A 24476-nucleotide genomic window follows, 5' to 3' on the forward strand; every position below is an offset into this window, starting at 1 on the left:
CGTCGCGGCGGGAGGCCCCGGCCGGCCCGGCCGGTACGCCGCCCTGCTCGCCGCGATGCTCGCGGCCGTGCTCGCCGTGTCCGCCGTGATCTTCGTCGGGGTGTCCGCCGACGGCCTGCGCGGGCGGAACACCCCCGCCCGGGACGGCGGCGGGGCCGGGAACCCCGTCGCGCCCGCCTCCGCCGGGACCTGGGTCACCGCCTGGGCGACCGCGCCCGGCGGCGGCGAGCCCGGCACGGAGACAACGGGGCTCGCCGGCCGGTCCGTACGGAACGTCGTCCACACCACCGCGGGCGGCACCCGCGCCCGCGTCACCCTGTCCAACCTCTACGGGCGCGCCCCGCTCACCCTCACGCACGCCTCGATCGCCGTCTCCGCCGGCCCGGACACGGCCGCCGCGCTCGCCGGCACCATGCGGCCCCTCACCTTCGCCGGGAACCCGTCGGTCGTCGTCCCTGCGGGCGGACAGGTGGTCAGCGACGCCGTGCGCGTCCCGGTCCCGCGCGACGCGCACGTGCTGATCAGCACGTACTCCCCCGCCCCTTCGGGCCCGGTGACGTACCACGAGCACGCCCGGCAGATCTCCTGGGTCGCCGAGGGCGAGCACACCCGCGACACCACCGGGGCCGCGTACAACGGGCAGAGCACCGTCTGGCGGTACGTCACCGCGCTGGACGTACTCAGCGACGACTCCGAGGGCACGGTCGTCGTCCTCGGCGACTCCCTCACCGACGGCATCTCGTCCACGACCGGCGCCGACGCCCGCTGGCCCGACGTGCTGTCCGGCCGGCTGCGCGCGGCCCTCGCGTCCGGCCGGGACCTCCCCCGCTACAGCGTCGTCAACGCCGGGCTCAGCGGGAACCGCGTCCTCGCCGACGGGCCCGGCCGGCCGCCGCGCAACGCCGCCGCGCCGCGCCGCTTCGACCGGGACGTGCTGGGCCGCGCGAACGTGCGGGTCGTGGTCGTCGTGCTGGGCGTCAACGACATCCTCCGCGCGCCGGACACCGCCGACCCGGAACGGATCGCGGGCGGGCTGACGGCCCTGACCGAGCGGGCGCACGCGCGGGGGATCAAGGTCGTCGGAGCGACGCTGATGCCGTACCGCGGGCACCACGGCTGGACCGCGTACGGCGAGGACGTGCGGCAGCGGGTCAACGCGGAGATCCGCGACGGCGGGGTGTTCGACGAGGTCGTGGACTTCGACGAGGCCGTGCGGGACGGGTACGACCCCCGACGCCTCCGGGCCGGCCACGACTCGGGGGACGGGCTGCACCCCAGCGACGAGGGCTACGCGCGCATGGCGGAGACGTTCGACCTGAAGGCGCTGAAGGGAGGGGCGCCGGCCCGGCTGTGACCGGCGCCGGGCCCGGTGAGCACGGTCAGCGGTCCTCGGGCCGCCGCTCCCGCTCCTCCCGCGTGCCGTGCAGGTTCAGCGGGTCGTGGAGACGCCGCGACTCCTCCAGCTCCCGGCGATGCCGCTCGGCGCTGTCCAGATGCTGCTGCCGCTGCCGCTCCGCACGCTCCAGGTGCTCCCGCCGCCGCTCCTCCCTGAGTTCCTGCTTCTCCCGCCGCCGCTCCTCGCGCAACCGCTGCCGCTCCGCGCGGGGCAGCTTGCGCTGCACGCCGACCCCGCCCCAGAAGGCGAACCCGGTGACGATCACGCGCGGGGCGCCCGGCTCGGCCGGCACGCCCTCCTCGCGGTGGTCGAAGCCGCCCATGACGCCGACGCCGCGCACCACGACCTCCACGCCGGGCGGCACGGTCACGTCGATCCCGCCCATGATCGCGACGGCGTTGATGACGATCTCGCGGTCCGCGAAGTTCGCGTCGCGCAGGTCGATGGTGCCGCCGCCCCAGAAGGCGAAGCAGTTGAAGCGCCGGGGCGCCGTCCACCGCCCCTTGCGCTCGAAGCCGCTCATCACGGCGACCGCCCAGGTCGACAGCCCCGAGTCGTCCCCGCCGACGATGCGGTCCGCCCAACTGCCGCCCGTCACCGGGTCCTTCGTCAGCGAGACGGCGGGCGCGACCGCCGTGCCCGACGCGGGCAGGTCACGGGTGATGGGGGCCAGTTCCCCGTAGGTGCGCGCCTGGTAGGTGGCGTCCAGCCGCTCCTGGAACTCCTCCATGTCCAGGCGCCCCTCGGCGAGGGCGTCCCGGAGGACTTCGGCGACCCGTTCACGGTCGGCGTCGGAGGCGCGGAGGTCCGGTGCGGGTGCGTCGTCGGTCATACCCAGCAGCCTACGAGTTGTCCCCGTCACACGGCTACGAGGGCCGCGTCGGCGTCCGCCCGGCCCGCTCCGCGTACATCTGCGCGATGACCGCCTCGATGTCGGGCTCCCGCACCGACAGGTCGACCAGCGGGTAGCGCTCGGCGATCCGCGTCACCAGCCCGGCCGCCGGCTCCGACGCGGGGAACGCCACCCACTGCCGGGGCCCGTCCACCCGCACCACCCGGGCGGGAGCGGGCACCTCCACCGGCGGGCACTCCCGCTCCAGGTCCACCACCAGCGTCCGCTCGCTCTCCCCCACCTCGTGCAGCCCGGCGAGCGCCCCGTCGTACACCAGCCGGCCGTGGTCGATGACCATCACACGGGAGCAGACCTGCTCGATGTCCTGGAGGTCGTGCGTGGTCAGCAGGACGGTCGTGGAGCGCTCGGCGTTCACCTGCCGCAGGAACTCCCGCACCCGGGTCTTGGAGACGACGTCCAGGCCGATCGTCGGCTCGTCCAGGTACAGCACCTCCGGGTCGTGCAGCAGCGCCGCCGCGATGTCCCCGCGCATCCGCTGCCCCAGCGACAGCTGCCGCACCGGAACCTCCAGCAGGTCGCCCAGATCGAGCAGTTCGACCAGCCGCGCGAGGTTCTCCCGGTAGCGGGCGTCGGGGATGCGGTACATGCGGTGCATCAGCTTGTACGAGTCGATCAGCGGAAGGTCCCACCACAGCGTGGTGCGCTGCCCGAACACCACACCGATGCGGTGCGCCAGCCGGGTCCGCTCCCGCGACGGGTCGATCCCTGCGACCCGCAGCCGGCCGCCGCTCGGCGTGAGGATGCCCGTCAGCATCTTGATCGTCGTCGACTTCCCCGCGCCGTTCGGCCCGATGTAACCGACCATCTCGCCACGCGCCACCGTGAAGGAGATCGAGTCCACCGCCCGCACCTGGTGCCGCTCCCGCCGCAGCAGCCCCTTGCGCCGCCGCACGTCGAACACCTTCTCGACCCGGTCCAGCTCGATGAACGCCTCCGCCCGGCCGTCCGTGTCCGGTCCGGCTGTCGTCTCCATCCGCCCGCTCAACTCCCCACGCTCCTGTACGACCTGAGTCCCGTACGCCACGCCAGCCCCGCGAGCGCGCAGCACCCCGCCGCCACCAGCGGCGACGCGAACGCCACCCACCCCGGCAGCGCCAGCGGGTACGGACGCCCCAAGACGTGCGCGGCGGGCACCCAGTTGACGAAGGCCAGCGGCAGGACGAACGTCACCCCGCGCACCAGGTCCTTCCCGAACACCGCCGGCGGATACTGCAGCATCGTCGTCCCTCCGTACGTGAACGCGTTCTGCACCTCCGCCGCGTCCTGCGCGTAGATCTGGAACGCCGCGCCCGCCACGAACACCGCCACGAAGATCGCCGCGCCGGACACCACCATCAGCGGCACCAGCAGCACCTTCGACACCGTCCAGTCGATGTCCGCCGCCACCAGCGCCCAGCCCAGCACCGCCCCGCCCTGCGCGATCCTCCCCAGGCGGCGCAGCGAGAAACGGTCCCCGCCGACCTGCGCGAGCACCGGCACCGGACGCACCAGCAGCACGTCGAAGGAACCGTCCCTGATCCGCGAACCGAGCTGCGGCATCGACCCCGCCGCGAGATGCGCGAGGCCGAACGACGTCACCGACGCCGCGTACAGGAACGCCACCTCCGGCAGCGACCAGCCCGCCAGCGAGTCGACCTGCGAGAACATCAGCAGGATCCCGACGAAGTCCATCCCCGTCATCACCAGGTTGCCGAACAGCGTGAACACGAACGACACCCGGTAGGTCATCCCGGACCGCACCCACATCCCGGCGATCATCCGGTACGCCCGCAGCCCCTCCAGCACCGCGCCGCGCTCAGCCACCCTGCACCACCACCCGGCGCGTGGCCGCCGACTGCACCAGCCGGCCCGCCGCGAGCAGCAGCACCGCCCACATCGCCTGGAAGGCGAACGCCCCCGCCACCGCCGTCTCCCCCATCAGCACGTCCGCCGGGACCTGGAGCTGCGCCGCCCACGGCAGCGCCCGCGCCACCTCGCCGAACCCGCCCGGGAAGACGTTCAGCGGCAGCACCATGCCCGAGAAGAACACCCCGAGGATCATCATCACCTGGCTGACACCCGTGCCGTCCAGCAGCCAGAACACGCTCAGCGCCACCAGATAGCGGATCCCGAAGCTCACCAGCGCCGCCAGCAGCAGCGCCACCGCGAACCACACCCACGTGTCGAACCGCGTCGGCAGCGCCGTCGGGAAGAACAGCCCGCCCACCAGGAACGGCACCACCCCGCGCCCCAGCAGCTGGAACGCCGCACGGCCCAGGTCGCCCGCCAGCCACCACAGCTGCAGATCCGCCGGCCGGTACAGGTCCACCGCGATCTCACCGGTGCGGATGCGCTCCATCAGCTCCGTCTCGACGCCCCCGCCCTGCAGCGCCAGCGCCGCGAACAGGCACTGCCCCAGCCACACGTACGTCACCGCCTGGGCCTGGTCGTAGCCGCCGAGGTCCGGACGCTCGTCCCACAGCGCCAGATACGTGTAGACGAGGATCAGGCCGAACACCGTGTTGGTGAACACCCCGGCCGCGGTCGCCGCCCGGTACGACGCGTACCGCCGGAATCCCCGGGCCGCCACGGCCAGGTACAACCGTGCCGAACCCACCCCTTTCCACCCCTCCCGCCCTAGGAACCGAAGCGCAGGAGCCTAGTCCGGGGAGAGATCGCGTCGCCACGGGTTTTCCGGCCCGTCCTCCGGTCAGGTGAACAGCCGGCGCGGCCGAACGGGCGACACGGCGCAGGACGCACGACGCGCGTCGCCGCCCGCCGAAGGCGGCGACAGGTGCGACAGTCTTCAATAAGAGGCACGCACGAGGCGTACGCACACACATGAGGCGTACGGGAACGAACGAGGCGAATCAGGAGTCCGTGCACGACATGAGCGACGAGCCGCAGCCGAAGAAGCCCCGCCCGGGCTGGGCATCGCACGAGCCTCGATCGACCGACGCGCCCGACGACGCCCGGGACGACACCCGGACGGACGACGCCGACGCCACACGATCGGATGAATCCGACGAGAACGGCGGGGCCGCCACGGCCGCCGGCCAGGAGTCCGGCGCCGCCTCCGCCGAGAAGCCGGGTGCCGCCACGGACAAGAAGGCCGCCCGCGAGGAACGCCGCGCGGCCCTCAAGGCCCGCCGCACCGGCTGGCGCCGCGCCGTCCCCACCTGGCGCATGGTCCTCGGCGCGTTCCTCGTCACCACGCTGCTCCTCGTCGGCGGCTTCCTCCTCGGCTACGCCCTCGTCCAGATCCCCGCCGCCAACGCCCTCGCCACCCAGCAGGCCAACGTCTACCTCTACGCCGACGGCTCCGTCATCGCCCGCGACGGCGAGGTCAACCGGGAGAACGTCACCCTCTCCAAGATCTCGAAGGACGCCCAGCACGCCGTCCTCGCCGCCGAGGACCGAGACTTCTACACCGAGTCCGCCGTCGACCCCCTGGCCATGGCCCGCGGCGCCTGGAACACCGTCACCGGCAAGGGCAAGCAGTCCGGCTCCACCATCACCCAGCAGTACGTGAAGAACTACTACCTGCGCCAGGAGCAGACCGTCACCCGCAAGGTGAAGGAGTTCTTCATCGCCATCAAGCTGGACCGCAACCAGTCCAAGGACGAGATCCTCGAGGGCTACCTCAACACCAGCTTCTTCGGCCGCGGCGCCTACGGCATCCAGGCCGCCGCCCACGCCTACTACGACATGGACGCCTCCGAACTCGACGCCGGACGCGCCGCCTACCTCGCCGCCCTCGTCAACGCCCCCAGCCAGTACGACGTGATCGCGCACCCCGAGAACCGCGCCTTCGTCGAGGACCGCTGGAACTACGTCCTCGACGGCATGGTCGACGAAGGCTGGCTCGACCCGGCCGAACGCGCCCGCCTCACCTTCCCCGTGCCCAACCGGACCACCCACTCCACCGGCATGTCCGGGCAGCGCGGCTACATCGTCAACGTCGTCAAGCAGCACCTCACCGACAACAAGATCGTCGACGAGGCCTCCCTCGACGCCGGCGGCTACCGCATCACCACCACCCTGCAGAAGGACAAGCAGGACGCCTTTGTCGAGTCCGTCAACGACAACCTCATGGACCGCCTCGACCAGAACAACCGCAAGGTCGACACCTACGTCCGCGCCGGCGGCGCCTCCGTCGAACCCAAGACGGGCAAGGTCGTGGCGATGTACAACGGCGTCGACTACGTCAAGCAGTACACCCCCAACGCCACCCGCCGGGACTTCCAGACCGGCTCCTCCTTCAAGCCCTTCGTCCTCACCGCCGCCGTCGAGAACGACGCCCGCACCCAGGACGGCCGCCGCATCACCCCCCAGACCCGCTACGACGGCACCAGCGAACGCCCCGTCCAGGGCTGGGCCGGCCCCCGCTACGCACCCGAGAACGAGGACCACGAGGACTACGGCGACATCACCGTCAGCGAGGCCACCGACAAGTCCGTCAACGCCGTCTACGCCCAGATGGCCGTCGACGTCGGCCCCGACAAGGTCCGTCAGACCGCCGTCGACCTCGGCATCTCCCCCGACACCCCCAGCCTCGACGACGCCGGACCCTCCATCGCCCTCGGCGTCGCCAGCGCCAGCGTCCTCGACATGGCGCAGGCGTACGCGACCCTCGCCAACCACGGCAAGCACACCCCGTACACCCTCGTCGAGGAGATCACCCAGAACGGCCGCGACATCGCCCTCCCCGAGCGGCGCACCCGGCAGGCCGTCAGCCGCGAGGCCGCCGACACCACCACCTCCGTCCTCAAGGGCGTCGTCGAGAACGGCACCGGCACCGCCGCCCAGACCTCCGGCCGCCCCGCCGCCGGCAAGACCGGCACCGCCGAGGAGGACACCGCCGCCTGGTTCGCCGGCTACACCCCCGACCTCGCCACCGTCGTCGCCGTCATGGGCCAGGACCCCGTCACCGCCGGCCACAAGTCCCTCTACGGCGCCATGGGCCTGCCCCGCGTCAACGGCGGCGGCGCACCCGCCGAGATCTGGGGCCAGTACACCCGTGACGCCCTCAAGGGCGAACCCGTCAGCTCCTTCAACCTGCGGCTCCAGCCCGGCGCCAACGAGAGCCAGCCCCCCGCCCCCGACTCCAGCGGCGGACCGTCCTCCTCCGACGACCCCTCCTCCCCCGCCACCGGCGCCCCCGACGACGAGGACACCGACAGCGGCACCCCCGAGGACGACAGCGGCAACGACACCGGCGACGACGGCACGGAGAGCGGAAACCAGGACTCCACCGGCGGCACCTCCACCGGCTCCCCCACCGGCGGCCAGAGCGGCGACACCGGCGACGGCACCGGCACGGGCGGCGGCGAGGACACCACCGGCGGCAGCACCGACGACGGCGGCTCCAACCGCGACGAACTCCCCGGCCCCGGCGGACTCAGCGGCGCCCTCGACGGACGCCGCTGGAACTAGGCACTTTCGTTTGGATCAGTCGGTCGTGGGTCCGGGTGTGCCGTTGGCCACTTCACGAGCATTCTTCTCTGGTCGGCCCGACGACCGAAGGGCGTCATCACGGGCCAAGCGCGGTGTCCGCTGCGGTGAAACTCTCGGCGTTCTCTCACACAACGCTCACGGTGTTACCAGGCCACGCGCATAGCTTGCGGCGCATGTTCTTCACCTATCTGCGCCGTGAGCTGCGCCGCCGGAGAAAGTCGGCGCTGGTCGTCGCTTCCGGGCTGGCACTCGGTATCGCTCTTGTCATCGTGGTCAACGCCGTCTCCACCGGCATGGGGAAGGCCCAGGACCAAGTCCTCGAATCGCTCTACGGGCTGGGTACCGACATGACCGTTACCAAGGCCCCGGAGCCGCCGTCGGAGACCGGGGGCGAGCGGCCGCGATTCCGCTTCGACGCAGGTGGCGAAGGGGAGGACGGGGAGCGGCAGAGCAGTGACCGGGTCATGGTGCAGGGCCTGCAGACTCTTGACGCCGCCACGGTCCCGTCCGTGGCGAAGGCGGACGGTGTGTCGGAGGCCGTGGGCGGGCTCAGCCTCAATGTGGTGAAGGTCGACGGCGAGTTCAGCCGCGGCCAGTTCCAGCAGCGGCCGGGCGCTGGGCGGGGTGGCGGCTCGGATGGTGAGGTGACGGGCGGTGGCGCCGACTTCTCCATCGACAGTTTCACCGTGTACGGCACCGATGTCACCCATCCGGAGATGGGTCCGTTGTCCTCCTCCGAGATCACCGAGGGGCGCGGCTTCGAGACGTCGGAGGCATCGGCGAAGGTGGCCGTGGTGGACAGCGCCTACGCCCAGGAGAAGAAGCTGGCGGCCGGTGGCACGGTCACGGTGAGCGACACGAAGTTCGAGATCATCGGTGTCGCCACGGCGACCAGCGGGGACGCCGCCGCCAACGTCTACCTGCCGCTCGCCCAGGCCCAGACCCTGGCCGACGCCAAGGACAAGATCACCACCGTCTACGTACAGGCCGACGACGCACAGCAGCTCGGTGCGGTGGAATCGGCGGTGCTCAAGGCGGTTCCGGACGCGACCGTGACCACCTCCGAGGACTTGGCGGACACCGTCTCGGGGTCGCTGTCCACCGCCTCCGGCCTCGCCGAGACGGTCGGCCGCTGGCTGTCCGTGGTGGTCCTGGCGGCGGCGTTCCTGGTCGCCGGCCTGCTCACCTCGTCCGCCGTCGCCCGGCGCGTGCGGGAGTTCGGCACCCTCAAGGCCCTGGGCTGGCGCTCGCGCCGGGTCACCGGGCAGGTCGTCGGCGAGGCCGTCGTGACGGGCCTGGCCGGTGGCGCGCTGGGCATCGGGCTGGGCCTGGCCGGCGCCTGGGCGGTTACCGCGTTCGGGCCCTCGCTCTCCGCGGAACTGGGCGCTTCGGGCGGCGGTACGAGCGGCCCCGGTGGCGGTGGAGGCATGGGCGGTCGCGGTGGCGGAATGGGCGGCGGCCCCGGCGGTGCCGCACGCGAAACCGCCGCACGGACGCTGGACGTGGTGCTCACCGCACCGGTCAGCCTCTCCGTGATCGTCCTGGCCGTCGGCCTCGCCGTCGCGGGCGGCCTCGTCGCCGGTGGCTTCGGCGGGTGGCGCGCCTCCCGGCTCCGCCCCGCCGACGCCCTCTCCCGCGTCGCCTGACCGGCCCTCGTCCCACCTCCGCAGGAGCAACCACACCATGTACGAACTCACCGGCGTCACCCGGCGCTACACCCGCGGCAAGGGCGTTGTCGACGCGCTCGCCGGAGTGGACCTCACCATCACCGCAGGTGACTACCTGGTCATCAAGGGCCCCACCGGCGGCGGCAAGTCGACCCTCCTGCAGATGCTCGGCGGCCTGGACCGGCCGACCTCCGGCAGTGTGCTGCTCGACGGCGTCGACCTGGCGAAGCTGCCGGAGGCCCGCCTGACCCGCCTGCGCAGCGAGAAGATCGGCTTCGTCTTCCAGAGCTTCAACCTCATCCCCACCCTCACCGCCCAGGAGAACGTCGAAACGGCCCTCGTGCCGCTGGGCGTCAAGCCGAAGGAGCGGCGCGAACTGGCCGCCGAGGCCCTCACCTCGGTCGGGCTGGGAGAGCGGCTGGGCCACGTGCCCAGCGAGCTGTCCGGCGGCCAGCAGCAGCGAGTGGCGATAGCCCGGGCCCTGGTCAAGAAGCCACAGGTCCTGCTCGCGGACGAACCGACGGGCAACCTCGACGAGACCACCCGCGACGAGATCATGGACGTCCTGCAGACCCGCTGCAAGGAGGACGGACTCACCTTCATCATGGTCACGCACGACTCCCACCTGGCCAAACACGCCCCCAGGGCCATCACGCTCCGCAAGGGCAAGCTGGCTGCCTGACACAACGCCGCTGCGCACCCGCACCGGGCCCGGCGCGCCCCACACGCCGACGACGCACCGGACCCGGTGCGGGAACAGCCTCCACGACGGGCCGGCGAGTGCCGGGCCTGGGGAGAGAACGGAACGTAGTGCCGACATGACCGAGCGGACCGAAGAGAACCGGCAGCACCGGCTCCTCGTCGTCGAGGACGAGCCCAGCATCCGCACGCTGCTCGAATCGACGCTGAGTCTCACCGGCTACCACGTGCGGAGCACGGACACGGGACTCGCCGCGCTGGCCGAGGCCGCGCGCCTGCAGCCCGACCTGATCCTGCTGGACATCATGCTGCCCGACCTCGACGGTTACGAGGTGACCCGCCGGCTGCGCACGGCCGGCAACCTCGTGCCCGTTCTTCTGCTCACCGCACGCACCGGCGTGGACGACCGCATCAAAGGGCTGAGCATCGGCGCTGACGACTACGTCACCAAACCCTTCAACATCGAGGAAGTACTCCTGCGCATCCAGGCCATCCTGCGGCGAACCCTCGGCCCCGAGGCCCTGCTGCCGGACACCGTCGTGCGCTACGCCGACCTCGAACTCGACGAGAGGGCACACGAGGTGCACCGGGCCGGCCAGTACGTACAGCTCTCACCGACCGAGTTCAAGCTGCTGTCCTACCTCCTGGACAACGCCGGCCGGGTCGTGAGCAAAGCCCAGATCCTCGACCATGTCTGGCAGTACGACTTCGCGGGCGACACCCGCGTGGTCGAGACCTACATCAAGTACCTGCGCAAGAAGATCGACCGCTTCGACCCGCCCCTCATCCACACCGTCCGCGGCGTGGGCTACAGCCTGCGGCTGCCGCGCACGGGCCAAGGGGCAGCGGACCGTTGACCGGCCTCCGCGCGCCCCGCTCACTGCGCCGGCGTCTCGTCCTCGGGGTCACCGTGCTGGCCACCCTGGCCGTGCTGGCCGCCGAGCTGATCGGCTTCCTCGTCCTGCGGTCCTGGCTCCTCGACGGCGTCGACCAGCGGCTCGCCGACTTCCGGCCCATGCCTGCCTCCGCCCTCCTCGACACACGCCGCCCCCGCAATCCGGAACCCGGGGCGCTGCCCTCGGACTTCCACGTCTACTTCTACGACGCCCGCGGCAACCGCCTGCCCCAGACACTCGGCTCCGACGACAAGCCGGGCCCCCGGCTCCCCGACAGCATCGACCGCCTGCCGACCGAAGGCAGCCCGACCTCGGTGGCGGCCGAGACCGGAGACGGGAACTGGCGCGTCCTGCGGCGGGACGGACCACGCGACCTGACCGTCGTCATCGCCCTGCCACTCGACACCGTGGACGGGGCGACGTCAAAGATCCTGTGGCTGAACGGCCTGCTCCTCGTCATCACCGTGGCAGCCCTGTGGGTACTGGGCCGTGGAGTGGTCCGGCTCAGCCTGCTGCCGCTGACCCGCGTGGAGCACACCGCCGAGGCCATCACCGCCGGGCAGCTCGACCTGCGGCTGCCGGACACCGACCCGCACACCGAGATCGGACGGCTCGGCACCGTGCTGAACACCATGCTCGACCGACTCCAGCAGGCCCTGCGGGAACGCGAGACCTCGGAGATGCGACTGCGCCGCTTCGTCGCCGACGCCGGACACGAACTGCGTACCCCGCTGACCGCCATCCAGGGATTCGCCCAGCTCGCACTGCGCTCCGACCGCCGCACCGCCGAGGAGCGCCAGGAAGCCGACCGGCACATCGCCCAGAACGCGGAGCGGATGAGCCTGCTCGTCGACGACCTTCAACTACTCGCCCAACTGGACCGGAGCCCCGACTACCAGCAGGAATACGTAGACCTGTTGTCCCTTGCAGCAGACGCGGTGAGCGCGGCAGCCCTGCAGCGACCGAATCACCCCGTGAGCCTGTCCCCCCTGCGCGAGCGCACCGCCGACACCGACGGGGAGGGAGAGGGCGAACTAGATGTGGTGGAAGCCGTGGGAGACCCCCACCGTCTCCGGCAGATCGTCGACAACCTGCTGGCGAACGCCCACACCCACACCCCACCCGGCACCCGGATCCTCGTGCGCGTAGGAGCGGGCCGGGCCAGTGCCCGCACCGGTGGCACCGACGCACGGGGACGCGTCAGCATGGCACCACCCTTCCCGGCCGGAACCCGAGTCGCCGTCCTCGAGGTCGAAGACGACGGCCCCGGGCTGACGGCCACCCACGCGGAGCGCGTGTTCGAGCGCTTCTACCGGGCGGACCCCGCACGCACCCGGGCACGAGGCGGCTCCGGTCTGGGCCTGGCCATCGCCACGGCCATCGCCCAAGGCCACGGCGGCCGCCTCGAACTCGACACGGGCCAGGACCGCGGCGTCACCTTCCGCCTCGTCCTGCCACTCCCTCCAGCAAACTGATCCCCGAGCTGCAGGCCCGCCGAGCAAACCTGCAGCGGCTCCCGCACGACGGCCGACGCCTGCTCACTCGCCGCCCGCGCCCGGCCCAGCAGCGCGGCCGCGCACCCGAAGCCGGCGCAGCAACCGCCGTAAGCAGTGGCGCGACACCGCGACCCGTCACCAGAAGACGACGACCATCCTCCGGGCAGGACGCCACAGCACAGACACCTTCCTCCGGTCCACCCGATGATCCGAACGAAACCGCCTGGCCGCCCCTAGTGACCCGAGGTCGCCTTCAGGCCCGCCACGGCCACCAGCAGCAGACAGATGAAGAAGATCCGCGCGGCCGTCACCGGCTCCCCGAGCACCACCATGCCCAGCACCGCCGCCCCGGCCGCGCCGATCCCCACCCACACGCCGTACGCCGTCCCGATCGGCAGCGTCCGCGCCGCGTACGACAGCAGCAGCATGCTCGTCACGATGCCGGCGCCCGTCAGCACACTCGGCCACAGACGGGTGAAACCGTCCGTGTACTTCATGCCGACCGACCAGCCGACCTCCAGCAGACCGGCGACCACCAGCAGAACCCAGGCCATGACGGCACCTCCGGGACACGACAGCGAAACGGGGGTGCGTCGTCTTTGCCTTCACCCCGGTACGGCGCGTCTCGTCGGGGCCCGCACGGCGAGGCCGCGCAGGACCTCCCACGGTAGCCGACCACGCGAAAAGGGCCGGTGACGGGTGTCACCGGCCCTTCCGCACAGCTGGGACTACAGATACAGGCCGGTCGAGTCCTCCGACCCCTCGAAACGGTCCGCGGCCACGGCGTGCAGATCGCGCTCCCGCATCAGCACGTACGCCGTCCCGCGCACCTCGACCTCCGCACGGTCCTCCGGGTCGAACAGCACCCGGTCACCGGGCTCCACCGTCCGCACGTTCTGTCCCACCGCGACCACCTCGGCCCAGGCCAGCCGACGGCCCACCGCCGCCGTCGCGGGAATCAGAATGCCGCCCCCCGAACGCCGCTCGCCCTCACCGGTCTCCTGCCGCACGAGCACACGGTCGTGCAGCATCCGGATCGGCAGCTTGTCGTGCGGGGAACTGTCGTTTCTGTTGGCGCTCACAGCCTGAAACCTACCTGCCTCGACGACGGACGCACGCGGGAGGGGGACCCGTCCGCCGACACCTCAGCGCCGCCGCTTACGGGTGCCCAGGGCCAGCAGCCCCACGACACCCACCACCAGCAGCCCCACCGGGACCACCCGCTCCAGCCGCGGCGAGCCCGTCTCGTCCACGAACTGCGCCTTCACATCACTCACCACACGGTTGACGCCCACATAGGCGCGCCCCAGCGTGTGGTCCACGTTCGACACGACCCTGGCCTTCGCGTCACCCACGATCGTCTTCGGGTGCACCCGCACCCCGATCTCGTCCAGGGTCTCCGCCAGCACCGCACGGCGACGCGCGATGTCCGCCTCGATCTGCGCCGGGGTCCTGGTGTCCGCCGTGTCCGCCACCGTGTCGCCTCCACGATCCGCTGTGTTGCCTGTGCCGGACAGTCTGTCAGCTTCAGGCCGCGCCGCACTGTCAGGACCCCCGGTTACCCTCGATCCCGGCACCTGATCCACGCAGTGCACGTACGAGGAGACGAGACCGATGAGCGCACGCCTGACGCCCGGGGACGAGGCCCCCGCCTTCACCCTGCCCGACGCCGACGGCACCGAGGTGTCGCTGGCCGACCACAAGGGCCGCAAGGTCATCGTCTACTTCTACCCGGCGGCGCTGACGCCCGGCTGCACCAAGCAGGCGTGCGACTTCACCGACAACCTCGACCTGCTGGCCGGGGCCGGGTACGACGTGATCGGCATCTCCCCGGACGCCCCGGAGAAGCTCGCGAAGTTCCGCGAGAAGGAGAACCTGAAGGTCACCCTGCTCGCCGACCCGGACAAGAAGGTCCTGGACGCCTACGGCGCGTTCGGCGAGAAGAAGAACTACGGCAAGACCTACATGGGCGTCATCCGCTCCACGATCGTCGTCGACGAGGAGGGCAAGGTCGAGCACGCCCTCTACAACGTCCGCGCGACGGGCCACGTGGCCAAGATCATCAAGGACTTGGGCATCTGACCCGGCTGCCCCTTCGGAACGGCCTGCACCGGCACTCCGGTACAGGCCGTTCCGCTTTCCGTACGTGACCGTCCGATATCCGGATCGTTGCTCCGTACGAGACCACGAACACGTGGACGGAGCACGGAGGGGGTTCGATGGGGGCGAGCGCGTACACGAAGGAACGGCTGGAGGAGGCGGCTCGGGAGTCTCGGACGCTGACGGAGGCGCTGGAGCGGCTGGGAGTGGACCCGAGGAGTTCGACGCGACGGTACGTGCTGAGCCGCATGAGACGGCTCGGCGTCGACACGTCCCACTTCCAGCGCGAGGGCGTGAAGTGGACGCGGGACATCCTCCAAGAAGCGGTCGCGGCGTCGACGAACATGTGCGAGGTGCTGCGCCGCCTCGGCCTCGAGGTGGTCGGAGGGCACCACACCCACATCAGCCGCCGGATCAAGGCGTACGGGATCGACACCTCGCACTTCCGCACGCCCACCCGACGCGGTGTTCCCCGGCAGCGCAGGACGCCCGAGACGGTACTCGTCGAGCAGTCGGCCGGTCAGGCCCGGCGTATCCCGAGCGACCGGCTCAAGTGGGCGATGACGGCGTCCGGCGTACCCGAGCGCTGCGCGATGTGCGGTACTGAGCCGCGATGGCGGGGCCGTCCGTTGCCGTTGGAGGTCGATCACGTCGACGGCAACTGGCGCGACAACCGCATCGGCAATCTCCGGCTGCTGTGCCCCAACTGCCATTCGACCACGGACGACTACCGGGGCAGGGCCAAGCGACGGGCGGGTGAGGGCGCGGTATGAGGACACGGAGGCAGGAGCGGCCCGCCCTCGAAGAATTGCGGACGGCAGTCGCCGAATCCGTGTCGATCGCGGCAACACTTCGCTGCCTCGGGCGCCCTTACACCGAGACTCAGCGCACCCTCCTGCGTCGCTGGATCGCGGAGGAGAACCTTTCGACGGCGCACTTCCTGGGGCAGGCCCACCAGCGGGGCAAGCCGGGCGTGACTCCCCTCAGACCACCAGAGGACATCCTGGTCATGCACGACGGCAGTCGCCGCACCCGCGCCGTGCTGCTGCGCCGGGCGCTGCTCGGAGTCGGCGTGCCGAACGAGTGCGCCGAGTGCGGTACGGGCCCCGAGTGGCTCGGCAGGTCGATGACTCTCGAGATCGATCACATCAACGGGGACTGGAGCGACGACCGCAGGGACAATTTGCGCCTACTCTGCCCCAATTGTCACTCGACGACAGACACATGGTGCCGAGGAGGCCAGCGACAGCGGACGTCCGCCCAGTAAAGTGGATCCGTGCTTGCGCCCGTACGCCAACGGCGAGCGGCGACCTTTAGGTGGTCGTGTTTGTCGGTTCGAATCCGACCGGGCGTACACGAGGAGGGGGCTTGTCTCGAAAGAGGCAGGCCCCCTTACCGCATCAGCCCAGCAACTCCCGCACCACCGGCACCAGCGCCCGGAACGCCTTCCCCCGGTGGCTGATCGCGTTCTTCTCCTCCGGGGTCAGCTCCGCGCACGTGCGTGTCTCGCCCTCCGGCTGGAGGATCGGGTCGTAGCCGAAGCCGTTCGTGCCGGCCGGGGCGTGGCGGAGGGTGCCGTCCAGGCGGCCCTCGACGACCCGCTCCGTGCCGTCCGGCAGCGCGAGGGCCGCCGCGCAGGCGAAGGACGCGCCGCGGTGTTCCTCCGCGATGTCGGAGAGCTGGGCGAGGAGCAGGTCCAGGTTGGCCTTGTCGTCGCCGTGGCGGCCGGCCCAGCGGGCGGAGAAGATGCCGGGCGCGCCGCCGAGGACGTCGACGCAGAGGCCTGAGTCGTCGGCGACGGCGGGCAGGCCGGTGGCCCGGGCGAGGGCGTGGGCCTTGAGGAGGGCGTTCTCGGCGAAGGTGACGCCGGTTTCCTTGACGTCGGGGACGTCGGGGTAGGCGTCGGCGCCGACGAGTTCGTGGGGCAGGCCCGCGTCGGCGAGGATCGAGCGGAGCTCGGTGATCTTTCCGGCGTTGCGGGTGGCGAGGATCAGGCGGGTCATGGGCCCAGTATCCCTGGGCCCATGACGGGGGCCGTCGCTACGGGGTGCAGACCTTGGTGAGTTCGCCGGCCGCGTCGGTGACGGGGCTGAGGTCGGGGGTGGTGTCGCCGTTGTCGACGGAGGTGCGGACGTTGGCGACGGCCTTCTCGAGGTCGTCGACGGCCTTGCCGACGTCGGCGTTGTCGGTCTCGTCGCGGAGTGTGCCGAGGTTGGTCTCGACGGAGTCGAGGGCTTCCTCGAGCTGGGTGACGTCGTTGGAGGCGTTCTCGACGGCCTGCTGCATGTCGGTGACGCTCTCGGCGACGGCGTCGGCCGTGCGGACGCAGTCGAGTGCCTTGTCGACGGCGGAGCAGCCGGTGGTGAGTCCGGTGGTCAGCGCGACGGCCGCCAGGGTGGCGGCGACGGCTGCGGTGCGGCGTCGGCGGCTCGCTGCCATGGATGGTTCCCTCCCTCGTCGGGCCGGTGGGGCCCGGTGTGTCGGCGGGGCGCGCGGGGGGGTGCCCGTGCGCCCGTATCCCCTCAGACGCGGCGGGGGTCGGCGCGGTTGCTCGCGCCGACCACGGGTCTTGGGGTGCCTTTTACTTTTCGAGGAGGGTATCGAGTGCGGTGCGCTGGGCGGCGGCGAGTTCGGTGCATCCGGTGACGGCGAGGTCGAGGAGGGCGTTGAGTTCGTCGCGGGCGAAGGGTTCGGCCTCGGCGGTGCCCTGGACCTCGACGAAGCGGCCGTCGCCGGTGCAGACGACGTTCATGTCGGTGTCGGCGCGGACGTCCTCCTCGTAGCAGAGGTCGAGGAGGGGGACGCCGGCGACGATGCCGACGGAGACGGCGGCGACGGTGCCGGTGAGTGGTTTGCGGCCGGGCTTGACGAGTTTCTTGCCCTGGGCCCAGCCGATGGCGTCGGCGAGGGCGACGTAGGCGCCGGTGATGGCGGCGGTGCGGGTGCCGCCGTCGGCCTGGAGGACGTCACAGTCGAGGACGACGGTGTTCTCGCCGAGGGCCTTGTAGTCGATGACGGCGCGCAGGGAGCGGCCGATGAGGCGGCTGATCTCGTGGGTGCGGCCGCCGATGCGGCCGCGGACGGATTCGCGGTCGCCGCGGGTGTTGGTGGCGCGGGGGAGCATGGCGTATTCGGCGGTGACCCAGCCCTCGCCGCTGCCCTTGCGCCAGCGGGGGACGCCTTCGGTGACGGAGGCGGTGCAGAGGACCTTGGTGTCGCCGAAGGAGACGAGGACGGAGCCTTCGGCGTGTTTGCTCCAGCCGCGTTCGATGGTGACGGGGCGGAGCTGTTCGGGGGTGCGGCCGTCGATGCGAGACATGGCGTCGAGCCTAGCCGCAGAGACGGCGGGCCCTTCCCCGTGCTGGGGGAAGGGCCCGGGTGCGGTGGCGGCCGGTGGGGCCGCGGTGCGCGCGTCAGGTGGTGCGGTGGTTCACATCATGTCTTCGATCTCGGCGGCGACGGGGTCGGCGTCGGTGCCGATGACGACCTGGATGGCGCTGCCCATCTTGACGACGCCGTGGGCGCCGGCGGCCTTGAGGGCGGCGTCGTCGACCTTGGAGGGGTCGACGACCTCGGTGCGGAGGCGGGTGATGCAGCCCTCGACCTCTTCGATGTTGTCGATGCCGCCGAGCCCGGCAACGATCTTCTCAGCCTTGGTGGCCATGTTCGTTCTCCCTGATCCGAACCGCTTTGTCGCAGTAACCCACAGTTGGCCCATCTTTGCGAGCGGTCATGTCGTGGGCGCTCGATGATGGGCGTCACGACAGCGGAACCGTCCTGCCTCACTGGTCTACACCACCGGGGGGACTGCCGCCAAACCCTCGGAGCCGTCCAGCGAAGGGGACTTGATGAGTACGGAGAGTCCCGTGGGCGCCGATGCCGGACCGAGCCCTCTGCGGGAGCGCTGGCACCGGTTGTTCCAGGGGCTGCAGAAGATGGGGCGGAGTCTGCAGCTGCCGATCGCGGTGCTGCCGGCGGCGGGCATCCTGAACCGGCTGGGGCAGCCGGACGTGTTCGGGGACGACGGGCTGGGCTGGACGAACGTCTCGAAGGTGATGGCGGGGGCGGGCGGGGCACTGCTGGACGGTTCGCTGGGGCTGCCGCTGTTGTTCTGTGTGGGTGTGGCCATCGGGATGGCGAAGAAGGCGGACGGGTCGACGGCGCTGGCGGCGGTGGCGGGGTTCCTCGTCTACTTCACTGTGCTGCGGCAGTTCCCGAAGGACTGTCCGGAGGGGTCTCAGGCGGTGCCGAACGTCGGCTGTCAGCTGGCGGACGGGACGGTGACGTCGTTCGACTACCAGAATCCGGGGGTGTTCGGGGGCATCGTCATCGGTCTGACGGCGGCGTATCTGTGGCAGCGGTTCCACCGGACGAAGCTGGTGGACTGGCTGGGCTTCTTCAACGGGCGGCGGCTCGTGCCGATCATCATGGCGTTCGCGGCGATCGTGTTCGCGGCGCTGTGTCTGTGGGTGTGGCCGCCGATCGGTGACGCGCTGGAGAGTTTCAGCGACTGGATGACGGGGCTGGGCGCGTGGGGTGCGGGCGTCTTCGGGGTCGCGAACCGGGCGTTGCTGGTGATCGGGCTGCACCAGTTCCTGAACGTGCCCATCTGGTTCCAGTTCGGCACGTACACGACGCCGGACGGCAGGGTGGTGCACGGTGACATCAACATGTTCCTGGCGGGCGACCCGGACGCGGGGCAGTTCCTGTCGGGGTTCTTCCCGATCATGATGTTCGCGCTGCCGGCGGCGGCGCTGGCGATCACGCACTGTGCGCGGCCGGACCGGCGCAAGGAGATCGGCGGTCTGATGCTGTCGGTGGCGCTGACGTCGTTCGTGACGGGCATCACGGAGCCGATCGAGTACTCGTTCCTGTTCGTGGCGCCGTCGCTGTATGCGGTGCACGCGGTGCTGACGGGTGTGTCGATGGCGGTGACGTGGGGCCTCGGGGTGCACGACGGGTTCAGTTTCTCAGCGGGGCTGATCGACTACGTCATCAACTGGAACCTGGCGACGAAGCCGTGGCTGATCATCCCGATCGGGCTGGTGTTCGCGGCGGTGTACTACGTGGTGTTCCGGTTCGCGATCACGAAGTTCGACCTGAAGACTCCGGGGCGGGAGCCGGAGGAGGAGGTGGAGGACGCGACGCGGCGCTGATCTCCTAGGCTGGAGGCGGCTGTCCAAGCCCTCGGGATCTTGAGTTCCGGGGGCTTTTCGGTGCGCCCGTGAAGGGGTCTGTCCGGCGCTCCCGCAGGGGCACCGTGCGTAGTCGCACAGTCGCGGATTCGCGGGTTCCTTACGTGGCCTTCATCGTGCTACAACAGGTCTACACCACTAGTGGTGTAGACCACCACCGATGGAGGAAGTATGAGCACCGCCACCGACTCGGCGGCCCCCGCAAAGAAGCGGGGATCCGGCCTCTTCCAGGGCCTGCAGAAGGTCGGCCGCAGCCTTCAGCTCCCGATCGCCGTCCTGCCGGCGGCGGGCATCCTGCTGCGCCTCGGCCAGCCGGACGTGTTCGGCGCGGACGGCCTCGGCTGGGACAAGGTCGCGGCCGTCTTCGCCACCGCGGGTGGCGCCATCTTCGACAACCTGCCGATGCTGTTCTGCATCGGTGTGGCCATCGGCTTCGCCAAGAAGGCCGACGGCTCGACCGCGCTCGCCGCGCTCGTCGGCTTCCTGGTCTACAGCAACGTGCTGAAGGCCTTCCCCGTCACCGAGGCGAAGGTCCAGGACGGCGCGGACATAGCCGCGACGTACAACAACCCGGGCGTCCTCGGCGGCATCCTGATGGGTCTGCTGGCCGCGGTGCTGTGGCAGCGGTACCACCGCAAGCGGCTGGTCGACTGGCTCGGCTTCTTCAACGGCCGCCGCCTCGTCCCGATCATCATGGCCTTCGTCGGCACCCTCGTGGGCGTCTTCTTCGGCCTGGTCTGGGAGCCGATCGGCAACCTCATCTCCGACGCGGGCGAGTGGATCACCGGTCTGGGCGCCGCGGGCGCGGGTCTGTTCGGTCTGATCAACCGCGCGCTGATCCCCATCGGCATGCACCAGTTCGTGAACACCGTCTCCTGGTTCCAGATCGGTGACTTCACCAACGCGGCGGGCGAGGTCGTCCACGGCGACCTGAACCGCTTCTTCGCCGGTGACCCGGACGCCGGCCAGTTCATGTCGGGCTTCTTCCCGATCATGATGTTCGGCCTGCCGGCCGCCGCGCTCGCCATCGCGCACGCCGCCCGCCCCGAGCGCCGCAAGGCCGTACTGGGCATGATGCTCTCGCTCGCGCTGACCTCGTTCGTGACCGGTGTGACCGAGCCGATCGAGTTCGCGTTCATGTTCATCGCCCCGGCGCTGTACGTGATCCACGCGGTGCTGACCGCGCTGTCCATGGCGATCACCTGGGCGCTCGGTGTGCACGCCGGTTTCACCTTCTCGGCGGGCTTCATCGACTACGCCCTGAACTGGAACCTGGCGACGAAGCCGTGGCTGATCATCCCGATCGGCCTGGTGTTCGCGGTGATCTACTACGTGCTCTTCCGCTTCGCCATCACCAAGTTCGACCTGCCCACCCCGGGACGTGAGCCCGAGGAGGAGCTGGAGGACACCACGAAGGCGTGACGCCTCCGCGTACGACGTGGACGGCCCCGGAACCGAGCAGGTTCCGGGGCCGTCCACGTGCACAGGGCTGCCGCGCTCAGATCTCGTACGTCGCTCCCGGCGCCGCCAGTCCCACCGGGCCGTCGTACACCGCGCGCGCGTCGGTGAGGTTGACCTGCGGGTCGGTCCACGGCGGGATGTGCGTGAGGATCAGCCGGCGGGCCCCGGCGCGGGCCGCGGACTCGCCCGCCTCACGGCCGTTGAGGTGCAGGTCCGGGATGCTCTCCTTGCCGTGTGTGAAGGCGGCCTCGCACAGGAAGAGGTCGGCGTCCCGGGCGAGGTCGTCCAGCAGCGGGGTCACCCCCGTGTCGCCGGAGTAGGTCAGCGTCTTCCCGCCGTGCTCGATGCGGATGCCGTACGCCTCGACCGGGTGCGCGACGCGCTCGGTGTGCACGAGGAACGGGCCGATCTCGAAGGTGGACGGCTTGACCGTGTGGAAGTCGAAGACCTCGCTCATGGAGGAGGCCGAGGGGGTGTCGGCGTAGGCGGTCGTCAGCCGGTGCTCGGTGCCCTCGGGGCCGTAGACCGGCAGCGGGGCGCAGCGGCCGCCGTCGTGCCGGTAGTAACGCGCCACGAAGTAGGCGCACATGTCGATGCAGTGGTCGGCGTGCAGATGGCTGAGGAAGATCGCGTCGAGGTCGTAGAGACCGCAGTGGCGCTGCAGCTCGCCCAGGGCGCCGTTGCCCATGTCGAGGAGCAGCCGGAAGCCGTCGGCCTCGACGAGGTAGCTCGAGCAGGCCGATTCCGCGGACGGGAACGACCCCGAGCAGCCGACGACGGTGAGCTTCATGAAGCAGAAACCTCCGCTGGCGGGTGGGAGAAGACGGGGGTCGTGCGGTTCGTCGAGCGTAAGGCGCAAAACCTGCGGTCGCTCCTCCACCAGGCGCCGTTGTGGGCGAACTCACCTGTGCTGTCACCGGTTCGGCTGGAAGGAGCGCGTGCCGGGGCGGGAGGGGGCGCGCGCTCACAGCTCGCGCCGGTACGGTCTGGGCATGAACACGGCCTGGTGGCTCGCACTCGCCGCGGTGGTCCTGCTCGCCCTGGTCACCGCCCTCGTCGACGGCTGGGGCAGAGGCCACCGGCCCCGCAGGGACCGTCGCCGGGAGAAGGAGGGGGAGGCGGAGTGAGTCCGCCCGGGACGGAGGAAGGGCCGGGGAGTGTGTCCCCGGCCCTGGCACGTCACGCGTGACGGACTACGCCCAGAGCTGGCCCTGGAGCGTTGCGATGGCTTCTTCCGTCGTCGCCGCCGTGTAGACGCCCGTCGACAGGTACTTCCAGCCGCCGTCGGCGACGACGAAGACCACGTCGGCGGACTCGCCGGCCTTCTGTGCCTTCTTCGCGACGCCGATCGCGGCGTGCAGGGCGGCGCCGGTGGAGACGCCCGCGAAGATGCCCTCCTGCTGGAGGAGTTCGCGGGTGCGGGTGACCGCGTCGGCGGAGCCGACGGAGAAGCGGGTGGTGAGGACGGACGCGTCGTACAGCTCCGGCACGAAGCCCTCGTCGAGGTTGCGCAGGCCGTAGACCAGGTCGTCGTAGCGCGGCTCGGCGGCGACGATCCTCACGTCGGGCTTGTGCTCGCGCAGGTAGCGGCCGACGCCCATGAGGGTGCCCGTGGTGCCGAGGCCGGCGACGAAGTGCGTGACGGACGGGAGGTCCGCGAGGATCTCCGGGCCGGTGGTCGCGTAGTGGGCGCCCGCGTTGTCCGGGTTGCCGTACTGGTAGAGCATCACCCAGTCCGGGTGCTCCGCGGACAGCTCCTTGGCGACGCGCACGGCGGTGTTGGAGCCGCCCGCGGCCGGGGAGGAGATGATCTCCGCTCCCCACATGCCGAGCAGGTCGCGCCGCTCCTGCGAGGTGTTCTCCGGCATCACGCACACCATGCGGTAGCCCTTGAGCTTCGCGGCCATGGCGAGGGAGATGCCGGTGTTGCCGCTGGTCGGCTCGAGGATCGTGCAGCCCGGGGTCAGGCGGCCGTCCTTCTCCGCCTGCTCGATCATGAACATGGCGGGACGATCCTTGATGGAGCCCGTGGGGTTGCGGTCCTCCAGCTTGGCCCAGATGCGGACGTCGGCGGACGGCGACAGCCGCGGCAGGCGCACCAGGGGGGTGTTGCCCACCGCGGCCAGCGGGGAGTCGTACCGCATGCGGATCAGGCCATCCCGCCGGCGACGGCCGGCAGGATCGTCACGTTGTCGCCGTCGCTCAGCTTGGTGCTGATGCCGTCGAGGAAACGGACGTCCTCGTCGTTCAGGTAGACGTTGACGAACCGGCGCAGCTGGCCGTCGTCCACGATGCGGGCCTGGATGCCCGCATGCCGGGTCTCGAGGTCGGCGAAGAGCTCGGCGAGGGTGTCCCCGTTGCCCTCCACCGCCTTCTGACCGTCGGTGTACTGGCGGAGGATGGTGGGGATGCGGACCTCGATGGCCATGGCTGAGGGCTCCTGTCGGAAGGTGTCGTGGGTTCTTCGAAGGCGCACGGCGGCGCCGCGGCTCAGGGCCGCAGGCGGCTGCGGAACGTCAACAGATGGCGCTGTTCAGCCTGCACAGGTCGACGTGGAGCCGCGCCACGAGCAGCATGCCCGGCGCCTTGTCGCCCACGTCGAAGAGAACCATGCACTCATCGTATCGATTCCCTGTCGGGGTCCCGGGGTGTGATCCCACATCCCGGACGTGGACCATCCGTCATGCGGGATCAGTACGCGTCAACGACGCGCACCTCCTCCTCCGTGACCTCGCCCTCCACGATCCGGAAGGACCGGAACTGGAAGTCGCCTGCGCCGTCGGTGTCGGCGGTGGAGACCAGCACGTAGTGGGCGCCGGGCTCGTTGGCGTAGGTGATGTCGGTGCGCGAGGGGTAGGCCTCGGTCGCGGTGTGCGAGTGGTAGATGACCACCGGCTCCTCGTCGCGGTCGTCCATCTCCCGGTACAGCTTCAGCAGGTCCTGGGAGTCGAACTCGTAGAACGTGGGCGAGCGGGCCGCGTTCAGCATGGGGATGAAACGCTCGGGGCGGCCGGAGCCCACCGGGCCCGCCACCACGCCGCACGCCTCGTCGGGGTGGTCCTCACGGGCGTGGGCGACGATCTGGTCGTGGAGGGCCTGGGTGATGGTCAGCATGGGCTCAGGATAAGCAGACGGGCCGTTCCGTACCGAGGGGTGGTACGGAACAGCCCGTATGCCGGACACCTGGAGCGGATGGCGGCGGGGAACCCCACGAGAG

28 protein-coding genes, 1 tRNA gene and 1 riboswitch are annotated in these 24476 nt (G+C 70.8%); of the genes, 13 read left to right on the top strand and 16 right to left on the bottom strand.

The features are described 5' to 3' along the window. The first annotated feature begins 55 nt into the window (after positions 1–55). A complete protein-coding gene (locus MTR79_RS29030) occupies positions 56–1354 on the top strand; it encodes a GDSL-type esterase/lipase family protein (RefSeq protein ID WP_189365260.1) in 1299 nt (432 codons plus the stop codon). Positions 1355–1379: 25 nt separating this feature from the next. On the opposite strand, the gene MTR79_RS29035 is transcribed toward MTR79_RS29030, so the two are convergent. Genes MTR79_RS29035 through MTR79_RS29050 form a run of 4 tightly spaced genes read right to left on the bottom strand, consistent with a single transcriptional unit; the run spans position 1380 to position 4905 of the window. Next, complete coding sequence (locus MTR79_RS29035; RefSeq protein ID WP_086698649.1) at positions 1380–2228, bottom strand: DUF1707 domain-containing protein; 849 nt, start codon at positions 2226–2228, stop codon at positions 1380–1382. A gap of 34 nt (positions 2229–2262) precedes the next feature. Continuing rightward, positions 2263–3282, bottom strand: coding sequence for an ATP-binding cassette domain-containing protein (locus MTR79_RS29040; RefSeq protein WP_189365228.1), 1020 nt, complete (start codon positions 3280–3282; stop codon positions 2263–2265). A gap of 8 nt (positions 3283–3290) precedes the next feature. Further along, complete coding sequence (locus MTR79_RS29045; RefSeq protein WP_048460535.1) at positions 3291–4112, bottom strand: ABC transporter permease; 822 nt, start codon at positions 4110–4112, stop codon at positions 3291–3293. After that, complete coding sequence (locus MTR79_RS29050; protein WP_225252703.1) at positions 4105–4905, bottom strand: ABC-2 family transporter protein; 801 nt, start codon at positions 4903–4905, stop codon at positions 4105–4107. The genes MTR79_RS29045 and MTR79_RS29050 overlap by 8 nt, the downstream gene beginning before the upstream one ends. A gap of 272 nt (positions 4906–5177) precedes the next feature. Here MTR79_RS29050 and MTR79_RS29055 point away from each other — a divergent pair, with 272 nt between their 5' ends. The 5 genes from MTR79_RS29055 (at position 5178) to MTR79_RS29075 (ending at position 12482) form a co-directional block, all read left to right on the top strand. Continuing rightward, a complete protein-coding gene (locus tag MTR79_RS29055; RefSeq protein ID WP_244792344.1) occupies positions 5178–7724 on the top strand; it encodes a transglycosylase domain-containing protein in 2547 nt (848 codons plus the stop codon). Positions 7725–7918: 194 nt separating this feature from the next. Continuing rightward, on the top strand, positions 7919–9391 hold the full coding sequence (locus tag MTR79_RS29060) for an ABC transporter permease (RefSeq protein ID WP_244792346.1): 1473 nt from the start codon (positions 7919–7921) through the stop codon (positions 9389–9391). A gap of 37 nt (positions 9392–9428) precedes the next feature. Continuing rightward, entirely contained in the window at positions 9429–10094 is a 666-nt protein-coding gene (locus MTR79_RS29065) for an ABC transporter ATP-binding protein (protein WP_244792348.1), read from the top strand. Positions 10095–10230: 136 nt separating this feature from the next. Continuing rightward, complete coding sequence (locus MTR79_RS29070) at positions 10231–10968, top strand: response regulator transcription factor (RefSeq protein WP_086701782.1); 738 nt, start codon at positions 10231–10233, stop codon at positions 10966–10968. After that, positions 10965–12482 (top strand): ATP-binding protein, encoded by a 1518-nt coding sequence (locus MTR79_RS29075; protein WP_244792350.1) that lies wholly within the window; start codon positions 10965–10967, stop codon positions 12480–12482. The genes MTR79_RS29070 and MTR79_RS29075 overlap by 4 nt, the downstream gene beginning before the upstream one ends. A gap of 254 nt (positions 12483–12736) precedes the next feature. On the opposite strand, the gene MTR79_RS29080 is transcribed toward MTR79_RS29075, so the two are convergent. The 3 genes from MTR79_RS29080 to MTR79_RS29090 form a co-directional block, all read right to left on the bottom strand. Then, positions 12737–13057 carry a multidrug efflux SMR transporter gene (locus MTR79_RS29080; protein ID WP_244792352.1) on the bottom strand — a complete coding sequence of 107 codons (321 nt, stop codon included), beginning with the start codon at positions 13055–13057 and terminating at the stop codon, positions 12737–12739. Positions 13058–13090: 33 nt separating this feature from the next. After that, a riboswitch (guanidine-III (ykkC-III) riboswitch) is annotated at positions 13091–13155 on the bottom strand. A gap of 76 nt (positions 13156–13231) precedes the next feature. Beyond that, a complete protein-coding gene (locus tag MTR79_RS29085) occupies positions 13232–13585 on the bottom strand; it encodes a co-chaperone GroES (RefSeq protein WP_006131657.1) in 354 nt (117 codons plus the stop codon). A gap of 63 nt (positions 13586–13648) precedes the next feature. Then, on the bottom strand, positions 13649–13978 hold the full coding sequence (locus MTR79_RS29090; protein WP_048460539.1) for a DUF3618 domain-containing protein: 330 nt from the start codon (positions 13976–13978) through the stop codon (positions 13649–13651). A gap of 139 nt (positions 13979–14117) precedes the next feature. On the opposite strand from MTR79_RS29090, the gene bcp reads away from it, so the two are divergent. From bcp to MTR79_RS29110, 4 genes are all read left to right on the top strand, one after another. Then, on the top strand, positions 14118–14585 hold the full coding sequence (gene bcp / locus MTR79_RS29095; RefSeq protein WP_244792354.1) for a thioredoxin-dependent thiol peroxidase: 468 nt from the start codon (positions 14118–14120) through the stop codon (positions 14583–14585). Positions 14586–14722: 137 nt separating this feature from the next. After that, positions 14723–15376 (top strand): HNH endonuclease signature motif containing protein, encoded by a 654-nt coding sequence (locus tag MTR79_RS29100; RefSeq protein ID WP_244792356.1) that lies wholly within the window; start codon positions 14723–14725, stop codon positions 15374–15376. A 236-nt stretch (positions 15377–15612) separates the two neighbouring features. Further along, positions 15613–15870: an HNH endonuclease signature motif containing protein gene (locus MTR79_RS33730; RefSeq protein WP_348538764.1), complete on the top strand. Its 258-nt coding sequence runs from the start codon at positions 15613–15615 to the stop codon at positions 15868–15870. 15 nt (positions 15871–15885) lie between these two features. Next, positions 15886–15957: transfer RNA gene (locus tag MTR79_RS29110), tRNA-Leu, on the top strand. A 46-nt stretch (positions 15958–16003) separates the two neighbouring features. Here the strand turns inward: MTR79_RS29110 and rdgB are convergent. From rdgB to MTR79_RS29130, 4 genes are all read right to left on the bottom strand, one after another. Continuing rightward, the gene (rdgB, locus tag MTR79_RS29115; protein ID WP_244792360.1) at positions 16004–16606 is read right to left on the bottom strand and encodes an RdgB/HAM1 family non-canonical purine NTP pyrophosphatase; all 603 of its coding nucleotides are present in this window, start codon (positions 16604–16606) and stop codon (positions 16004–16006) included. 37 nt (positions 16607–16643) lie between these two features. Beyond that, entirely contained in the window at positions 16644–17042 is a 399-nt protein-coding gene (locus tag MTR79_RS29120; RefSeq protein WP_048460542.1) for a hypothetical protein, read from the bottom strand. A gap of 142 nt (positions 17043–17184) precedes the next feature. After that, entirely contained in the window at positions 17185–17922 is a 738-nt protein-coding gene (gene rph / locus MTR79_RS29125; RefSeq protein ID WP_048460543.1) for a ribonuclease PH, read from the bottom strand. Between the two features lie 111 nt (positions 17923–18033). After that, positions 18034–18267 carry a PTS glucose/sucrose transporter subunit IIB gene (locus MTR79_RS29130; protein WP_033277486.1) on the bottom strand — a complete coding sequence of 78 codons (234 nt, stop codon included), beginning with the start codon at positions 18265–18267 and terminating at the stop codon, positions 18034–18036. A gap of 184 nt (positions 18268–18451) precedes the next feature. Here MTR79_RS29130 and MTR79_RS29135 point away from each other — a divergent pair, with 184 nt between their 5' ends. Both MTR79_RS29135 and MTR79_RS29140 read left to right on the top strand, forming a co-directional pair. Then, a complete protein-coding gene (locus tag MTR79_RS29135) occupies positions 18452–19759 on the top strand; it encodes a PTS transporter subunit EIIC (RefSeq protein ID WP_244792362.1) in 1308 nt (435 codons plus the stop codon). A gap of 210 nt (positions 19760–19969) precedes the next feature. Next, positions 19970–21220 carry a PTS transporter subunit EIIC gene (locus tag MTR79_RS29140; RefSeq protein WP_048460545.1) on the top strand — a complete coding sequence of 417 codons (1251 nt, stop codon included), beginning with the start codon at positions 19970–19972 and terminating at the stop codon, positions 21218–21220. 76 nt (positions 21221–21296) lie between these two features. Here MTR79_RS29140 and MTR79_RS29145 read toward each other — a convergent pair whose 3' ends face one another. Continuing rightward, positions 21297–22049: an MBL fold metallo-hydrolase gene (locus MTR79_RS29145; RefSeq protein ID WP_114873878.1), complete on the bottom strand. Its 753-nt coding sequence runs from the start codon at positions 22047–22049 to the stop codon at positions 21297–21299. Between the two features lie 202 nt (positions 22050–22251). Between MTR79_RS29145 and MTR79_RS33655 the strand changes: the two genes are divergently transcribed. After that, entirely contained in the window at positions 22252–22386 is a 135-nt protein-coding gene (locus MTR79_RS33655; RefSeq protein WP_086701800.1) for a hypothetical protein, read from the top strand. Positions 22387–22452: 66 nt separating this feature from the next. Here the strand turns inward: MTR79_RS33655 and MTR79_RS29150 are convergent, their stop codons facing one another. The 4 genes from MTR79_RS29150 to MTR79_RS29160 all read right to left on the bottom strand — a co-directional run bounded on the left by MTR79_RS29150 (position 22453) and on the right by MTR79_RS29160 (position 24373). Next, positions 22453–23403: a cysteine synthase gene (locus tag MTR79_RS29150; RefSeq protein WP_086701791.1), complete on the bottom strand. Its 951-nt coding sequence runs from the start codon at positions 23401–23403 to the stop codon at positions 22453–22455. Between the two features lie 5 nt (positions 23404–23408). Continuing rightward, positions 23409–23687 (bottom strand): MoaD/ThiS family protein, encoded by a 279-nt coding sequence (locus tag MTR79_RS29155; RefSeq protein ID WP_048460548.1) that lies wholly within the window; start codon positions 23685–23687, stop codon positions 23409–23411. An 88-nt stretch (positions 23688–23775) separates the two neighbouring features. Then, positions 23776–23871 carry a putative leader peptide gene (locus tag MTR79_RS33735; RefSeq protein WP_310887537.1) on the bottom strand — a complete coding sequence of 32 codons (96 nt, stop codon included), beginning with the start codon at positions 23869–23871 and terminating at the stop codon, positions 23776–23778. A 79-nt stretch (positions 23872–23950) separates the two neighbouring features. Then, the gene (locus tag MTR79_RS29160; protein WP_033277492.1) at positions 23951–24373 is read right to left on the bottom strand and encodes a M67 family metallopeptidase; all 423 of its coding nucleotides are present in this window, start codon (positions 24371–24373) and stop codon (positions 23951–23953) included. Between the last annotated feature and the right edge of the window lie 103 nt (positions 24374–24476).

Source organism: Streptomyces sp. BJ20, from assembly GCF_022869105.1.
Lineage (GTDB): Bacteria > Actinomycetota > Actinomycetes > Streptomycetales > Streptomycetaceae > Streptomyces > Streptomyces griseoincarnatus.

Coding starts and splice junctions, on each gene's coding strand:
- MTR79_RS29155 (WP_048460548.1), bottom strand. CDS start 23,687: ATGGCCATCGAGGTCCGCATCCCCACCATCCTCCGCCAGTACACCGAC.
- MTR79_RS33730 (WP_348538764.1), top strand. CDS start 15,613: ATGCACGACGGCAGTCGCCGCACCCGCGCCGTGCTGCTGCGCCGGGCG.
- MTR79_RS29065 (WP_244792348.1), top strand. CDS start 9,429: ATGTACGAACTCACCGGCGTCACCCGGCGCTACACCCGCGGCAAGGGC.
- MTR79_RS29145 (WP_114873878.1), bottom strand. CDS start 22,049: ATGAAGCTCACCGTCGTCGGCTGCTCGGGGTCGTTCCCGTCCGCGGAA.
- MTR79_RS29130 (WP_033277486.1), bottom strand. CDS start 18,267: ATGGCCACCAAGGCTGAGAAGATCGTTGCCGGGCTCGGCGGCATCGAC.
- MTR79_RS33655 (WP_086701800.1), top strand. CDS start 22,252: ATGAACACGGCCTGGTGGCTCGCACTCGCCGCGGTGGTCCTGCTCGCC.
- MTR79_RS29135 (WP_244792362.1), top strand. CDS start 18,452: ATGAGTACGGAGAGTCCCGTGGGCGCCGATGCCGGACCGAGCCCTCTG.
- MTR79_RS29080 (WP_244792352.1), bottom strand. CDS start 13,057: ATGGCCTGGGTTCTGCTGGTGGTCGCCGGTCTGCTGGAGGTCGGCTGG.
- rdgB (WP_244792360.1), bottom strand. CDS start 16,606: ATGACCCGCCTGATCCTCGCCACCCGCAACGCCGGAAAGATCACCGAG.
- bcp (WP_244792354.1), top strand. CDS start 14,118: ATGAGCGCACGCCTGACGCCCGGGGACGAGGCCCCCGCCTTCACCCTG.
- MTR79_RS33735 (WP_310887537.1), bottom strand. CDS start 23,871: ATGGTTCTCTTCGACGTGGGCGACAAGGCGCCGGGCATGCTGCTCGTG.
- MTR79_RS29030 (WP_189365260.1), top strand. CDS start 56: ATGCTCGCGGCCGTGCTCGCCGTGTCCGCCGTGATCTTCGTCGGGGTG.
- MTR79_RS29140 (WP_048460545.1), top strand. CDS start 19,970: ATGAGCACCGCCACCGACTCGGCGGCCCCCGCAAAGAAGCGGGGATCC.
- MTR79_RS29070 (WP_086701782.1), top strand. CDS start 10,231: ATGACCGAGCGGACCGAAGAGAACCGGCAGCACCGGCTCCTCGTCGTC.
- MTR79_RS29150 (WP_086701791.1), bottom strand. CDS start 23,403: ATGCGGTACGACTCCCCGCTGGCCGCGGTGGGCAACACCCCCCTGGTG.
- MTR79_RS29120 (WP_048460542.1), bottom strand. CDS start 17,042: ATGGCAGCGAGCCGCCGACGCCGCACCGCAGCCGTCGCCGCCACCCTG.
- MTR79_RS29160 (WP_033277492.1), bottom strand. CDS start 24,373: ATGCTGACCATCACCCAGGCCCTCCACGACCAGATCGTCGCCCACGCC.
- MTR79_RS29100 (WP_244792356.1), top strand. CDS start 14,723: ATGGGGGCGAGCGCGTACACGAAGGAACGGCTGGAGGAGGCGGCTCGG.
- MTR79_RS29035 (WP_086698649.1), bottom strand. CDS start 2,228: ATGACCGACGACGCACCCGCACCGGACCTCCGCGCCTCCGACGCCGAC.
- rph (WP_048460543.1), bottom strand. CDS start 17,922: ATGTCTCGCATCGACGGCCGCACCCCCGAACAGCTCCGCCCCGTCACC.
- MTR79_RS29060 (WP_244792346.1), top strand. CDS start 7,919: ATGTTCTTCACCTATCTGCGCCGTGAGCTGCGCCGCCGGAGAAAGTCG.
- MTR79_RS29055 (WP_244792344.1), top strand. CDS start 5,178: ATGAGCGACGAGCCGCAGCCGAAGAAGCCCCGCCCGGGCTGGGCATCG.
- MTR79_RS29040 (WP_189365228.1), bottom strand. CDS start 3,282: ATGGAGACGACAGCCGGACCGGACACGGACGGCCGGGCGGAGGCGTTC.